This is a genomic window from Gemmatimonadota bacterium (assembly GCA_016714015.1).
GTDB lineage: Bacteria > Gemmatimonadota > Gemmatimonadetes > Gemmatimonadales > Gemmatimonadaceae > Pseudogemmatithrix.
Genome location: JADJNZ010000007.1, coordinates 218502 through 231925 on the forward strand (window position 1 = coordinate 218502; position 13424 = coordinate 231925).

The 13424-nt window shown below is 69.5% G+C and carries 16 protein-coding genes; all 16 read left to right on the top strand.

The window, feature by feature from the left end; genetic code table 11:
• The first annotated feature begins 1 nt into the window (after window position 1).
• The 16 genes from IPJ78_15345 to IPJ78_15420 all read left to right on the top strand — a co-directional run bounded on the left by IPJ78_15345 (window position 2) and on the right by IPJ78_15420 (window position 13379).
• A complete protein-coding gene (locus tag IPJ78_15345) occupies window positions 2–463 on the top strand; it encodes a low molecular weight protein arginine phosphatase (protein ID MBK7907917.1) in 462 nt (153 codons plus the stop codon).
• The gene (locus IPJ78_15350; GenBank protein MBK7907918.1) at window positions 460–1281 is read left to right on the top strand and encodes a shikimate dehydrogenase; all 822 of its coding nucleotides are present in this window, start codon (window positions 460–462) and stop codon (window positions 1279–1281) included. Before IPJ78_15345 ends, IPJ78_15350 begins: the two co-directional genes overlap by 4 nt.
• Window positions 1278–2066, top strand: coding sequence for a ComF family protein (locus IPJ78_15355; protein MBK7907919.1), 789 nt, complete (start codon window positions 1278–1280; stop codon window positions 2064–2066). Before IPJ78_15350 ends, IPJ78_15355 begins: the two co-directional genes overlap by 4 nt.
• Window positions 2067–2119: 53 nt before the next feature.
• Window positions 2120–3127: a type I glyceraldehyde-3-phosphate dehydrogenase gene (gene gap, locus IPJ78_15360; GenBank protein ID MBK7907920.1), complete on the top strand. Its 1008-nt coding sequence runs from the start codon at window positions 2120–2122 to the stop codon at window positions 3125–3127.
• Window positions 3128–3140: 13 nt separating this feature from the next.
• Window positions 3141–4337, top strand: coding sequence for a phosphoglycerate kinase (locus IPJ78_15365; GenBank protein MBK7907921.1), 1197 nt, complete (start codon window positions 3141–3143; stop codon window positions 4335–4337).
• A gap of 7 nt (window positions 4338–4344) precedes the next feature.
• Window positions 4345–5097: a triose-phosphate isomerase gene (locus IPJ78_15370; GenBank protein ID MBK7907922.1), complete on the top strand. Its 753-nt coding sequence runs from the start codon at window positions 4345–4347 to the stop codon at window positions 5095–5097.
• Between the two features lie 84 nt (window positions 5098–5181).
• Window positions 5182–5547, top strand: a complete 366-nt coding sequence (gene secG, locus IPJ78_15375) for a preprotein translocase subunit SecG (protein MBK7907923.1) — start codon at window positions 5182–5184, stop codon at window positions 5545–5547.
• Window positions 5548–5567: 20 nt separating this feature from the next.
• Entirely contained in the window at window positions 5568–6671 is a 1104-nt protein-coding gene (carA, locus tag IPJ78_15380) for a glutamine-hydrolyzing carbamoyl-phosphate synthase small subunit (protein ID MBK7907924.1), read from the top strand.
• A gap of 72 nt (window positions 6672–6743) precedes the next feature.
• Entirely contained in the window at window positions 6744–7061 is a 318-nt protein-coding gene (locus IPJ78_15385) for an integration host factor subunit beta (protein ID MBK7907925.1), read from the top strand.
• 203 nt (window positions 7062–7264) lie between these two features.
• A complete protein-coding gene (locus IPJ78_15390; GenBank protein ID MBK7907926.1) occupies window positions 7265–7504 on the top strand; it encodes a MoaD/ThiS family protein in 240 nt (79 codons plus the stop codon).
• 4 nt (window positions 7505–7508) lie between these two features.
• Complete coding sequence (locus tag IPJ78_15395) at window positions 7509–7937, top strand: molybdenum cofactor biosynthesis protein MoaE (GenBank protein ID MBK7907927.1); 429 nt, start codon at window positions 7509–7511, stop codon at window positions 7935–7937.
• Complete coding sequence (moaA, locus tag IPJ78_15400) at window positions 7934–8920, top strand: GTP 3',8-cyclase MoaA (protein ID MBK7907928.1); 987 nt, start codon at window positions 7934–7936, stop codon at window positions 8918–8920. The genes IPJ78_15395 and moaA overlap by 4 nt, the downstream gene beginning before the upstream one ends.
• Window positions 8921–9005: 85 nt before the next feature.
• Entirely contained in the window at window positions 9006–9935 is a 930-nt protein-coding gene (gene mdh / locus IPJ78_15405) for a malate dehydrogenase (protein ID MBK7907929.1), read from the top strand.
• Between the two features lie 63 nt (window positions 9936–9998).
• Window positions 9999–10655 (top strand): succinate dehydrogenase cytochrome b subunit, encoded by a 657-nt coding sequence (locus IPJ78_15410; protein ID MBK7907930.1) that lies wholly within the window; start codon window positions 9999–10001, stop codon window positions 10653–10655.
• A 19-nt stretch (window positions 10656–10674) separates the two neighbouring features.
• Window positions 10675–12597: a fumarate reductase/succinate dehydrogenase flavoprotein subunit gene (locus tag IPJ78_15415; GenBank protein ID MBK7907931.1), complete on the top strand. Its 1923-nt coding sequence runs from the start codon at window positions 10675–10677 to the stop codon at window positions 12595–12597.
• 8 nt (window positions 12598–12605) lie between these two features.
• Entirely contained in the window at window positions 12606–13379 is a 774-nt protein-coding gene (locus IPJ78_15420; protein MBK7907932.1) for a succinate dehydrogenase/fumarate reductase iron-sulfur subunit, read from the top strand.
• Window positions 13380–13424: the final 45 nt, after the last annotated feature.

Sequence of the window (13424 nt, forward strand, 5' to 3'; positions counted from 1 at the left end):
CGTGCGCCTCCTCTTCGTCTGCACCGGCAACACCTGTCGGAGTCCGATGGCCGAGGCCATCGCGCGCCGTCTCGTGACGGACCGCGCGGTGGTGGACATCGCCGTGGGGAGCGCGGGCACGAGCGCCTGGGATGGCGCCCCCGCATCGGACGGCGCGCTGCTGGTGTCGCTGGAGCACGGGCTCGACCTCAACGCGCATCGCGCGCAGGTGCTCACGCCCGAGCTGGTGTCCGGTGCGGACCTGATTCTCGTGATGAGTCCCCACCACCGCGAGCGCGCGCTCGCGCTGGGTGGCGCGGGGCGCACGCACCTCCTCACCGATTTCGCGTCCAAGGGGACGGCCGGGCGCTCCGTGCAGGATCCCTTCGGCGGGGAGCTCGAGGTGTACCGCGAGACCTTCGCGGAGCTGGAACGCGAGATCGTGCAGGTGCTCGATCGGCTCGCCGCGGAGCGCGGGGCATGAACGAACTGCCTGGCCGACTCGTGCTCGTGGGACATCCGGTCGCGCACTCGCTCTCGCCGGTGTTCCAGAATGCGGCACTGGAGGCGGCCGACATCCCGCTGCGGTACGAAGCGCTCGATGTCGCGCCGTCCGAGCTCGGGGCGATGATGGGCCTGCTCGCCGATGCGCGCGCGGCGGGGAACGTGACGCTGCCGCACAAGGAATCGGTGTACGCCTGGTGTGCGCGCCGCACCCCGCTCGCGGAGCGCGTGGGCGCGGTGAACACCTTCTGGACCGAGGACGGCGCGCTGGTCGGTGACAACACGGACGTCGGCGGCTTCACCTTCGCCGTGGCGCGTCTGCTCGACCGTGCGCCCGAGGGGCTGCGGATCGGCATGCTGGGCGCCGGCGGCGCCGCGGCGGCCGTCTGTGCGGCGGTGGAACAGTGGGCGGACAGTCGGGTCGTGATCCATGCGCGGTCGGCCGATCGCGCCGAGCAGCTCGCGGCACGGTTCCCTGGCATCGCCCGCGCCGCGCGGAGCGAGATGGACGTGGTGGCCGGGACCGACCTCGTGGTGAACGCGACACCGCTCGGGCTCGACGGGGCGCTCATGCCGATCGCGCCGGGCTCGATCCCCGAGACGACCGCTGTGCTCGACCTCACGTACCGCCGCGGCCGGACGCCGTGGGTGAAAGCCTGTCGCGCGCGGGGCCTGCGCGCGGACGACGGATTGCCGATGCTCGTGGAGCAGGGAGCCCTCGCCTTCGAGCGGTGGTTCGGGGTCGCGCCGGACCGTGACGCGATGTGGCGGTCGATCCGCGCGCCGGAGTCGGCGTGACGGCTCCGGGGGCGCCGACGGCGCTCCCGGTCCGGTCCGGCGCGCCGCGATGGCGGCGCGCATGCTCGGCGCTCGGCCAGTTCATCTTCCCGCGCACCTGCGCGGCGTGCGAGGTCGCGCTGGACGACAGCGACGGCGGGATCGTCTGCGGCCGTTGCTGGGCCCGGTTGCCGCTGCTGCCGTCGCCGCAGTGCGCGCGCTGCGGCCACCCGCGCCCACCGCGCGGAGAGTGCCCGGGATGCGCGCTGCTCCCGCCGTTCGTGCGCGCGGCGCGTTCGCTCTGCTGGGTGCCCGACCCGGCGAGCAGCGCGATGCTCGCGGCGCTCAAGTACCACGGCTGGCCGGCGGTCGCGGAGGGGATGGCGACCCGGTTGGCCCGGCTCTCGTGGCCCGCCGACGTCGTCGTCGAGCGCGCGGCGATCGTGCCCGTGCCGCTCGCGCCGGTGAAGGAGCGCGCGCGCGGCTACAACCAGGCGGAGGCGCTGGCGATCGCCATCGGGCGTCTGTGGGGGATTCCCGTCTGGCGTGACGTCGTTTGCCGCACACGCGCGACACGGTCGCAAACGCGATTGACTCCCGGAGAACGCTTGGCGAACGTTCACGGTGCATTCACGGCGAATGCGATGCATGCCGAGCGCTTGCGCGGGCGACACCTCATCCTCGTGGATGATGTCCTCACGACGGGCGCCACGATGAACGCCTGCGCCAACGCCCTCTTCGCGGCGGGCACGCGCACGCTGAGTTACCTGACCTTCGGACGGGCGCGCGCGGCAACGGATCGCTGACGCGCCCGCACCCTCCCAGCCCCACGTCGCAGCACCTACGGAGCATCACGCAGATGGCCATTCGTGTCGGCATCAACGGCTTCGGCCGCATCGGTCGCCAGGTGGTCCGCGCCGCCAAGGAGCGGAACGCGGACATCAACTTCATCGCGATCAACGACCTGACGGATACCAAGACGCTCGCGCACCTCTTCAAGTACGACTCGGTGCACGGCCGGTTCGACGGGACCGTGAGCCGCGACGACGAGTCGATCACGCTCAATGGCGACCGGATCAAGGTCCTGAAGGAGAAGGATCCGGCGGCGCTGCCGTGGAAGGACCTGGGCGTGGACGTCGTGCTCGAGGCGACGGGCCGCTTCACCAAGGCCGACGACGCGAAGAAGCACATCGCCGGCGGCGCGAAGAAGGTGATCATCTCCGCGCCGGCGACGGGCGAGGACATCACCGTCGTGCTCGGCGTGAACGGCGACAAGTACGACGCGGCGAAGCACGTGGTCATCTCCAACGCCAGCTGCACGACCAACTGCGTCGCGCCCATGGTGAAGGTCGTCCGCGACTCCTTCGGCTTCAAGCACGCGTCGATGGTCACGATCCACAGCTACACGAACGACCAGAACATCCTCGACCTCCCGCACAAGGATCTCCGCCGCGCCCGCGCGGCCGCGCTCTCGATGATCCCGACGTCGACCGGCGCCGCCAAGGCGACGTCGCTCGTGATCCCCGAGGTGAAGGGCAAGATCGACGGCACCTCGATCCGCGTGCCGACGCCGGACGTCTCGATCACCGAGCTCACCGTCGAGGTGGAGAAGGCGACGACGATCGCCGAGGTCAACGCGGCCTTCAAGGCCGTGGCCGAGGGCGCGCTGAAGGGGATCGTCGGCTACTCCGAGGAGGAGCTCGTGAGCTGCGACTACATCGGCAACCCGCACTCGATCGTCCTCGACGCCAAGAGCACGAACGTCATCGACGGCACGCTGGTGAAGGTGTCCGGCTGGTATGACAACGAGTGGGGCTACTCGTCGCGGTGCGTCGACCTGATCGAGATGATCGGCCGGGGCCTCTGAGCCGGAGCCGACCATGAACACCCGGACGATCAAGGACCTCGCGCCGAGCGAGGTGAAGGGGAAGCGCGCGCTCGTGCGTGTGGATTTCAATGTGCCGCTCGAGGAGAACGGGTCCGTCGGTGACGACACCCGCATCCGCGCCGCGGTGCCGACCATCCAGGCGCTGCGCAAGGCCGGTGCGCGCGTGGTGCTCTGCTCGCACCTGGGCCGCCCCAAGGGCGGCCCCGACCCGAAGTACACCATGGCGCCGGTCGCGCCGCGCCTCGCCGAGCTGCTCGGCGCGCCGGTGACGTTCGTGCCGCACGTGGTGGGGGCCGAGGCCGAGGCGGCGACGCGCGCGCTCGGCGACGGCGACGTCTGCCTGCTCGAGAACACGCGGTTCGAGAAGGGCGAGGAGAAGAACGATCCCGCGCTCGCCGAGGCGTTCGCGAAGCTGGGTGACCTGTACGTGAACGACGCGTTCGGCGCGGCGCATCGCGCGCATGCCTCGACCGAAGGGGTCGCCAAGCACCTGCGCCCGGCGGTGGCCGGGCTGCTGATGGAGAAGGAGCTCGACTATCTCGGCGGTGCGCTCCAGAAGCCGAAGCGCCCCTTCATCGCGATCCTCGGAGGCTCGAAGATCTCGGGGAAGATCGACGTCATCGAGGCGCTGTTGCCGAAGGTGGACGGCATCCTCATCGGCGGTGCGATGGCGTGCACGTTCTACAAGGCGATGGAGTTCGAGACGGGCACGTCGCTCGTCGAGCCGGATCGGATCGACATGGCGGCGGACCTGATGGAGCGCGCCGGCTACCGGCTCACGCTCCCGCACGACGCCACGGTCGCGCCGTCGATCGCCGAGGGCGCGAAGGCGCACGCGGTGAAGCGGGACGGCATCCCGGCGGATGAGGCGATGCTCGACATCGGACCGGAGAGCGCCATCTCGTACGCGCGCGCGATCTCGAGCGCGAAGACGATCATCTGGAACGGGCCGATGGGCGTGTTCGAGACGAAGCCGTTCGACGCCGGGACGATGGCGGTCGCCAAGGCGATGGCGGAGGCGACCGCGCGCGGCGCGACGACGATCATCGGCGGCGGCGACTCCGCCGCGGCGGTGGAGGATGCGGGCCTGGCGAGCAAGATGAGCCATGTGTCCACGGGCGGCGGCGCGTCGCTCGAGTTCCTCGAAGGGAAGGTCCTCCCGGGCGTCGCCGCGCTCGACCACCGGTAACGAGCGCATGGGACACCGAATCTTCGCGGCGAACTGGAAGATGAACCAGGCGCCGGCCGATGCCGCCGCCTTCATGCGCACGTTCACCGACCAGTACTCGCGGCAGTCCGACCGGCGGGTCTTGTTCTTCCCGCCGGCCGTCTCGCTGCACACGGTCGTGCAGGGGATCCGCGAGCGTGGTGACCTCGAGGCGGGGGTGCAGAACATCCACTGGGAGGACAAGGGGGCCTTCACCGGCGAGACGTCGGGCCCGCTGGCCCGGGCGGCCGGGGCCAAGCATGTGCTGGTGGGGCACTCCGAGCGCCGTCACGTGTTCGGCGAGACCGATGAGGAGACCGGGAGAAAGGTCGCCGCAGCCTTCCGCGCCGGCCTGACGCCCACGATCTGCGTGGGAGAGACCCTCGCGCAGCGCGAGGCCGGGGAGACGCTGGCGGTGGTGAAGCGACAGCTGCGGGCGGCGGTCGCCGGGATCGACGCGGGCGTGGTCGCGACCTCGATCGTGGCGTATGAGCCGGTCTGGGCCATCGGGACGGGGAAGACGGCGACCCCGGCCGATGCGGCGGAGGTGCACGTGGTCCTTCGCGCCGAGCTGCGGGCGATGGCCGGCGAGCGCGGCGCGGCGGTCCCGATCCTGTACGGCGGCAGCGTCAATCGGTCCAACGTCGATGCGCTCCTGGCGGCCGATGAGGTCGACGGGGTGCTGGTCGGCGGTGCGAGTCTGGACGCCGACCAGTGGCTGGCAATCACCCGGTCGTCGTGAGGGTGTCCTGAGGGTTGCCTCCCCTCGGTAAGTCCAGTATTCTTGGAGGCTTACCCGTTCCGCCGTCCTGTCGCGCGAGTGCCCATGTACACGTTCCTGCTGATCCTCCTCATCATCGATGCCCTCGTCCTCGCTGCCGCCGTGCTCATGCAGGCGGGCAAGGGCGGTGGCGTGGCCGCGAACTTCGGCGGCGCGTCGTCCTCGACCTCGTCGGTCATCGGCACGCGTCAGGCCGGTGACCTGCTCACGAAGGCGAGCTGGTGGTGCGGCGGGATCTTCATCTTCCTCGCGTTCGTGCTGCAGCTGATGTCGACGCGCGCGGCGGGTCCGCGGTCTATCCTTGACGACATCGCGGCCCCCGCGCCGGCGCAGTCGACGACCCCGTCCACTCCGAGCGCCGTGCCGCTCTCGCCGGCGACGCCGGCGCCCACCACGCCGCCCCAACCGTGACCGGATCCCCGTTCAACGTCGTGCCAGGGTTCCTCCTCCTCGAGGACGGGACCCTTTTTCTTGGTCGTCTGCACGGGCAGCTCGACGGAGCGGCGGTCGCCGAGGTGGTCTTCACCACGTCGATGAGCGGCTATCAGGAGACCTTCTCGGACCCGTCGTATCGCGGCCAGATCGTCGTGATGACATCGGCGATGATCGGGAACTACGGGGTGAACTCCGAGGATCCGGAGTCGGAGCGGCCGCAGGTCGCGGGCGTGATCGTGCGCGAACTCTCGGCATCGCACTCGAACTGGCGAGCGGAGGAGAGCCTGGAGGCGTGGCTCTCGAAGGCGAAAGTGCCTGTCCTCTCGGAAGTTGATACGCGACGTCTCACGCGCCACCTGAGGACGGTCGGTGTGATGCGCGGCCTGATCGGTGCGGGGACGGAGCCCACGGCCACGCAGCGCGCCGAACTCGCGGCGTGCCCGTCGATGGCGGGTCTCGACCTGGCATCGCGCGTGACCACGAAGGCCCCGTACGTATGGGGTGACGCGAAGGCGCCCCGACACATCGTCGCGTACGACTACGGGATCAAGCGGAACATCCTCCGGATGTTCGAGGCCCGCGGGTGCCGGGTGACGGTCGTCCCGTCCACGACCCCGCCGGGCGAGGTGTTGGCGCTCAAGCCGGACGGTGTGTTCCTCTCGAACGGACCGGGAGACCCGGAGGCGGTCGGTTACGCGCCGGCGGCGATCAAGGCGGTCGCGGCGGCTGGCGTGCCGATCTTCGGCATCTGCCTCGGGCACCAGCTGCTCGGGATCACGTTCGGGGGCAAGACGACGAAGTTGCCCTACGGGCACCGCGGCGGGAACCATCCGGTGCAGGACTTGGCGTCGGGCGAGGTGATGATCACGAGCCAGAACCACGGCTTCGCGGTCCAGGGGACGAAGGAGGGGATCCCGGGTGCCCCGGACCTCCAGGTGACGCACCTGAACCTGAACGACGGCACGGTCGAGGGACTTCGGCATCGGTCCAAGGCGATCTTCGGGGTGCAGTACCACCCGGAGGCGGCGCCGGGCCCGCATGACGCGGTCCCCCATTTCGACGAGTTCATGGCGGCGATCGGCGGCGCGGCAATCGCTTGACACACATCGGGTAAGTTCCTAGACTGTTGGGACTTACGGCTCCGGCCCCGCCATCCATCCCCCTGTATGTCCATGACCAAAGCCGACCTTGTGGAGCGCGTCACGGAGACCATCTCCCAGACGGCCGGCCCCATGATCTCCAAGAAGGACTGCGCCCGCGTGGTGGACGCGTTCCTCGATGCGATCAAGGATGCCCTCAAGGAGCAGAAGAACATTGAGGTGCGCGGGTTCGGGACGTTCAAGATCCGGAACCGGAAGACGCGCATGGCGCGGAATCCGCGGACGGGTGAGCCAGTGGAGGTGTCGGCGCGGCCGGTGCCGGTGTTCAAGCCCAGCAAGGAGTTGCGAGCGCTGGTCGCTGATCTCACCCTCGAAGAACTCGGCGACTGAGCACGAGGGGCGGGGAGGGCGCGGGCGATGCGGGGTGTACGGGCGGTACGGGGTACGGGATCGGGGCCGGATGCGGAGACACTCTGCATCGGGCCCTTTGCCTTTGGTTCCTGATGCGGGGAGGCGGGATGCGGGGATGCGGGATGCGGGATGCGGGGTGGGGGGTGGTTCATCGGGGTCGTTGGGCTAGTACATTGCTGCACATGGAGTTGAACATCCTTCTCTTCGCGAGTTGGGCTGAGGCGCTGGGGGCGTCCGCGGTGGCGCTCTCGCTGCCGGAACGGGCGACGGTGGCCGATGTGCTGGCCGCGGTCCGTGCGCGAGTCGGGGATCGCGTACTGCCGACGCCGATGGTCGCCGTGAATCACCGGTACGCGCCGCCGTCCGCGGTGATCCGCGCCGGCGATGAGGTCGCGATCATCCCGCCGGTCGCGGGGGGCTGAGCCGATGCGCACCGCGGTCGTGGAGCGGCCCCTCGATCCGGCCGCGCTGCTCGCCGAGGTCTCGAGCACCGCGAGCGGGGCCTCGACGCTCTTCGTCGGGACCGTCCGCCGCGTGAACGACGGCAAGGACGTCACGGGGATCGACTACACCGCTTACGGGCCAATGGCCGAGTCGGAGATGGCGAGCATCGTCGCTGAGGCGGCGGGGCGGTTCGGGACCGAGCGGATCGTGGTCGAACACCGGGTCGGGTCGCTCGCGCTCGGCGAGGCGAGCATCGTGATCGCGGTGTCACACGCGCGGCGTGCCGCGGCGATGGATGCGCAGCGATTCCTCATCGAGGAGATCAAGCGGCGCGTGCCGGTGTGGAAGCGGGAGCACTATGCCGACGGGACGCGCGAGTGGGTCGACCCGACGGCGGGGGTGCTCGCGTGAGCACGGCGGCCCTCCGCGACCAGCATGGGCGCGCGATCGAGTATCTGCGGATCTCGGTCACGGATCGCTGCAACTTCCGTTGCGTGTACTGCATGCCGGAGCGGGGGCTCGACTGGCTCCCCAAGCAGGACATCCTCTCGTACGAGGAGATCGTGGGCGTGGTCACGCAGCTGGCGCCCCTCGGATTGCGCCGGTTGCGGATCACGGGTGGGGAGCCGACGATCCGCCCGGACCTGGTCACGCTGGTCGCGCAACTGAAGGGCGTGGCGGGCATCGAGGACATCGCGCTCTCGACGAACGGCGTGAAGCTCCCGGCGATGGCCGCGGCTCTGCGCGCGGCGGGGCTCGATCGGGTGAACCTCTCGGCGGATTCGCTGCGACCGGACCGGATCGCGGCGATCGCGCGGCGGGACCTCGGGTTCCGCCCCGTGGACGCGGCGCGTGCGGCGCTCGCGGCGGGGCTCGACCCGGTGAAGCTGAACGTGGTCGTGATGCGCGGCGTGAATGACGACGAGGTGGTCGACTTCGCGCGCCTGACGATGGAGATGCCGGTGCATGTGCGGTTCATCGAGCTGATGCCGGTGGGGGAGATGGCGCACCTCACGGACGCGCACATCGTCCCGAGCGCGGAGGTGCTCGCCCGGGTGGGGACCCTGGGACCGCTGGCGCCGGCGGCGGGGCCGGCCCGAGGGAACGGGCCGGCCCGGTACCACCGGATCGGCGACGCGCCGGGCACGGTGGGCGTGATCACGCCGATGACGCACACCTACTGCGGCGACTGCAATCGGGTGCGCCTGACGGCCGACGGGCGGCTGCGGACCTGCCTGTACGGCGATCACGAGGTGAACCTGCGGGACCCGCTGCGCCGTGGCGAGCCGCTGGCGCCTCTGTTCCGCCAAGCCCTGGCCGAGAAGCCACTCGCCCACGACCTGCTGCAGCTGAAGGTGGGAGGGCTCCGTGCCCTCTCGCAGGTGGGCGGCTGAGGGGCGGCCGCAGTTTACCCGCCCTCGGGCCGAGACTAAATTGCCCGCACGTGCAGCACCCAACCCTTCGCAGAGCAAAGCCTCAATGGTGAACAAGATCACGGTCGTCGGCGCCGGCAATGTCGGCGCGACCGCGGCCCAGCGCATCGCCGAGAAGGAACTCGCCCGCACCGTCGTCATGGTGGACGTGGCCGAGGGCATCCCGCAGGGCAAGGGCCTCGACCAGTGGCAGTCGGCGCCGATCGAGGGCTTCGACAGCCGCGTGATCGGGACCAACGGGTACGAGGAAACGAAGGGCTCGGACATCGTGGTGATCACCGCCGGCATCGCCCGCAAGCCCGGGATGTCGCGCGACGACCTGCTGAACACCAATGCCGGGATCGTGAAGTCGGTGAGCGAGAACATCCGGCAGACCTCGCCGGACGCGATAGTGATCGTGGTCTCGAACCCGCTCGACGTGATGGCGTGGGTGGCGAAGGAAGTGACGGGCTTCCCGCGCGAGCGGGTGATCGGGATGGCTGGCGTGCTCGACACGGCGCGCTACCGCGCGTTCCTCGCGACGGCGCTGGATGTGAGCGTGCGCGACATCCAGGCGATGGTCCTCGGCGGCCACGGCGACACGATGGTCCCGCTCATCTCCTACACGACGGTCTCGGGCATCCCGATCACGCAGCTGATGGACAAGGCGACGCTCGACGCGATCGTCGACCGCACGCGGAACGGTGGCGCCGAGATCGTGAAGTTCCTCAAGACCGGCTCGGCGTACTATGCCCCGTCCTCGGGCGCGGTGCAGATGGTCGAGGCGATCGTGAACGACCAGAAGCGGATCCTCCCGTGCTCGGCCTGGCTCGAGGGCGAATACGGGATGAAGGGCCACTTCCTCGGCGTTCCGGTGAAGCTCGGCCGGAAGGGGATCGAGCGGATCCTCGAGGTGACGTTGACGGCCGACGAGCGCACGGCGCTGGAGAAGAGCGCGGCGGCGGTGGTCGAACCGATGTCGGTGGTGAAGCTGTAGGCAGTGCCTCTCACGGCGCCCGGACCCCGGGCGCCGTGTTCGTCTCCCCCCATAGAGGACTGAATGAGCTGGCTGCTGAAGTTCTGGGATTCCACCGTCGGCAAGAAGGTCGTCATGGCCGCGACGGGGATCCTCCTCGTCGGGTTCGTGCTCGGCCACATGGCCGGCAACCTGCAGATGTTCCTCGGCGCGGACGCGATGAACCGCTACGCCGCGTTCCTGAAGAGCACGGGCGAATTGCTCTGGGTGGCGCGCCTCGGGCTGCTCGGCGCGGTCACGCTCCACATCGTGGCGGCGGTGCAGTTGACGCGGCGGAACGCCGCGGCGCGGCCGCAGGGGTACGCGAAATCGGAGCCGCAGGTGAGCACGCTCGCCTCGCGCACGATGCGGATCGGCGGCTTCTTCCTGCTCTTCTTCATCGTCTACCACATCGGGCACTTCACGACGGGGAGCTTCCACCCCGCGTTCAGCCACACCGGCGTCTACGGCAACGTGATCATCGGCTTCCAGTCGCCGTGGGTCGTGGCGCTCTACGTGACGGCGATGGCGTTCCTCGGGCTGCACCTCTTCCACGGCGCGTGGGCGGGGTTCCGGACGCTCGGCCTGCAGAAGCGCTCGGCCAACCCGATCCAGCGCACGCTGGCGCTCTGGGTGGCGATCCTCGTCTGGGCAGGGTTCACGGTGATCCCCGTGGCCGTCCTGCTCGGCATCCTCAACTAGGCGCCGGAGCCTCCTGACCATGGCACTCAAGCTCGACGCCAAGATCCCCGCCGGCCCGCTGGCGGAGAAGTGGGACAAGCACCGCTTCGAGATGAAGCTGGTGAACCCCGCGAACAAGCGGAAATACAGCGTGATCGTGGTGGGCTCGGGGCTGGCCGGCGCCTCGGCGGCCGCGACGCTCAGCGAACTCGGCTACAACGTGAGCTGCTTCTGCTATCAGGACTCGCCGCGGCGCGCGCACTCGATCGCCGCGCAGGGCGGCATCAATGCGGCGAAGAACTACCGCAACGACGGCGATTCGGTGCAGCGGCTCTTCTACGACACCATCAAGGGCGGGGACTTCCGCGCCCGCGAGGCGAACGTCTACCGGCTGGCGCAAGTGTCGGTGGACATCATCGACCAGTGCGTCGCGCAGGGCGTGCCGTTCGCGCGCGAGTACGGCGGCCTGCTGGCCAACCGCTCGTTCGGCGGCGCGCAGGTCTCGCGCACCTTCTACGCGCGCGGGCAGACGGGGCAGCAGCTGCTCCTCGGCGCCTATCAGGCGCTCGAGAAGGAGATCGCGCGCGGCGGCGTCAAGATGTACGAGCGGCACGAGATGCTCGAACTCGTCGTCGTGGACGGCAAGGCGCGCGGCATCATCGTGCGCGACATGGTGACCGGCGAGATCGAGTCGCACGCGGCCGATGCGGTGATCCTCGCGACGGGCGGGTACGGCAACGTCTTCTACCTCTCCACCAACGCGAAGGGCTGCAACGTCACCGCCGCCTACCGTGCGCACAAGAAGGGCGCGGCGTTCGCGAACCCCTGCTTCACGCAGATCCACCCGACCTGCATCCCCGTCGCGGGCGACCATCAGTCGAAGCTGACGCTGATGTCGGAGTCGCTCCGCAACGACGGGCGCGTCTGGGTCCCGAAGCGGAAGGAGGACTGCGCGAAGGAGCCGTCGCAGATCGCCGAGGAGGACCGCGACTACTACCTCGAGCGGAAGTACCCGTCGTTCGGCAACCTGAGCCCGCGCGACATCGCGTCCCGCGCGGCGAAGGAGGCCTGCGATGACGGGCGCGGCGTCGGCCCCGGCGGGCGCGGCGTCTACCTCGACTTCGCCGACGCGATCAAGCGGCTCGGCAAGGCGGCGATCGAGGAGCGCTATGGGAACCTGTTCGAGATGTACCAGCGCATCACCGACGAGGATCCGTACGAGCGGCCGATGCGCATCTACCCGGCGGTGCACTACACCATGGGCGGGCTCTGGGTGGACTACAACCTGATGAGCACGATCCCGGGCCTGCACGTCCTCGGCGAGGCGAACTTCTCGGACCATGGGGCGAACCGCCTCGGCGCGAGCGCGCTGATGCAGGGACTCGCCGACGGCTACTTCGTGATCCCGTACACCATCGGTGACTACCTCGCGTCGAACAAGCTGGAGAAGGTCACGACCGACCACCCCGAGTTCAAGGCGGCGCACGAGGCGGTGACGGCGCGCACGAAGCGGTTCCTCGAGATCAAGGGGACGCGCACGGTGGACTCGTTCCATCGCGAGCTGGGCAAGATCATGTGGGACAAGTGCGGCATGGCGCGCGACGCGGCGGGTCTCCAGCAGGCGCTCGTCGAGATCCCGAAGCTCCGCGAGGAGTTCTGGCGCGACGTAAAGGTGCTCGGCACGGGGGAGGGGATCAACCAGTCGCTCGAGAAGGCGGGGCGCGTGGCGGACTTCCTCGAGTTCGCCGAGTTGATGTGCCTCGATGCGCTCCAGCGCGAGGAGAGCTGCGGCGGGCACTTCCGCACGGAGTACCAGACCGAGGACGGCGAGGCCAAGCGCAACGACGAGCGGTTCGCGTACGTGGCGGCCTGGGAGTACGCGGGCGAGGGGAAGGCCCCCATCCTGAACAAGGAGCCGCTCGAATTCGAGAATGTCCACCTGAGCACGCGGAGCTACAAGTGAGCGGCGGCATGAACCTCACGCTTCATGTCTGGCGCCAGACGGGACCGTCGGCGCCCGGGCGGATCGTGGAATACCCGGCGAAGGACATCAGCCCTGACATGAGCTTCCTCGAGATGCTCGATGTGGTGAACGAGCGCCTCATCGAGAAGGGCGAGGAGCCGATCGCGTTCGACCACGACTGCCGCGAGGGGATCTGCGGCTCGTGCGGGATGATGATCAACGGCGCCGCGCACGGGCCGATGAAGCTCACGACGGCATGCCAGCTCCACATGCGGAGCTTCAAGGACGGGGATGACATCTGGATCGAGCCGTGGCGCGCGAAAGCGTTCCCGGTGCAGAAGGACCTGATGGTGGATCGCGGCGCGTTCGACCGGATCATCCAGGCGGGCGGGTACATCTCCGCGCCGACCGGGACGCCGCAAGACGCGAACGCGCTGCCGATCGGCAAGCCGGACGCGGACCTCGCGATGGACAACGCGGCCTGCATCGGGTGCGGAGCGTGCGTCGCGGCCTGCCCCAACGCCTCGGCCTCGCTCTTCACCGCAGCGAAGGTCACCCACCTCGGCGTGCTACCGCAGGGCCAGCCCGAGCGCATGAAGCGCGCCCTCGCGATGGTGGAGCGGATGGATCTCGAGGGCTTCGGCGGCTGCACCCTGTTCGGCGAGTGCCAGGAAGCGTGTCCGAAGGGGATCTCGATCGACGCGATCATGCAGATGAATCGCGACTACATCGTGGCGAGCGCGACGAAGGTCGAGTTGAAGGAGTGGTCCGGCTCGGCATGAGGTGAGGCAGGCACGCCGGCGGGGTGGCGACCGCCGTCGGAACTC

Excerpts from the sequence above, each read along its gene's own strand:
- gap (MBK7907920.1), top strand. The coding sequence starts at position 2,120 with ATGGCCATTCGTGTCGGCATCAACGGCTTCGGCCGCATCGGTCGCCAG.
- IPJ78_15415 (MBK7907931.1), top strand. The coding sequence starts at position 10,675 with ATGGCACTCAAGCTCGACGCCAAGATCCCCGCCGGCCCGCTGGCGGAG.
- IPJ78_15390 (MBK7907926.1), top strand. The coding sequence starts at position 7,265 with ATGGAGTTGAACATCCTTCTCTTCGCGAGTTGGGCTGAGGCGCTGGGG.
- secG (MBK7907923.1), top strand. The coding sequence starts at position 5,182 with ATGTACACGTTCCTGCTGATCCTCCTCATCATCGATGCCCTCGTCCTC.
- IPJ78_15370 (MBK7907922.1), top strand. The coding sequence starts at position 4,345 with ATGGGACACCGAATCTTCGCGGCGAACTGGAAGATGAACCAGGCGCCG.
- IPJ78_15420 (MBK7907932.1), top strand. The coding sequence starts at position 12,606 with ATGAACCTCACGCTTCATGTCTGGCGCCAGACGGGACCGTCGGCGCCC.
- mdh (MBK7907929.1), top strand. The coding sequence starts at position 9,006 with ATGGTGAACAAGATCACGGTCGTCGGCGCCGGCAATGTCGGCGCGACC.
- IPJ78_15410 (MBK7907930.1), top strand. The coding sequence starts at position 9,999 with ATGAGCTGGCTGCTGAAGTTCTGGGATTCCACCGTCGGCAAGAAGGTC.
- IPJ78_15350 (MBK7907918.1), top strand. The coding sequence starts at position 460 with ATGAACGAACTGCCTGGCCGACTCGTGCTCGTGGGACATCCGGTCGCG.
- IPJ78_15365 (MBK7907921.1), top strand. The coding sequence starts at position 3,141 with ATGAACACCCGGACGATCAAGGACCTCGCGCCGAGCGAGGTGAAGGGG.
- IPJ78_15385 (MBK7907925.1), top strand. The coding sequence starts at position 6,744 with ATGACCAAAGCCGACCTTGTGGAGCGCGTCACGGAGACCATCTCCCAG.
- IPJ78_15395 (MBK7907927.1), top strand. The coding sequence starts at position 7,509 with ATGCGCACCGCGGTCGTGGAGCGGCCCCTCGATCCGGCCGCGCTGCTC.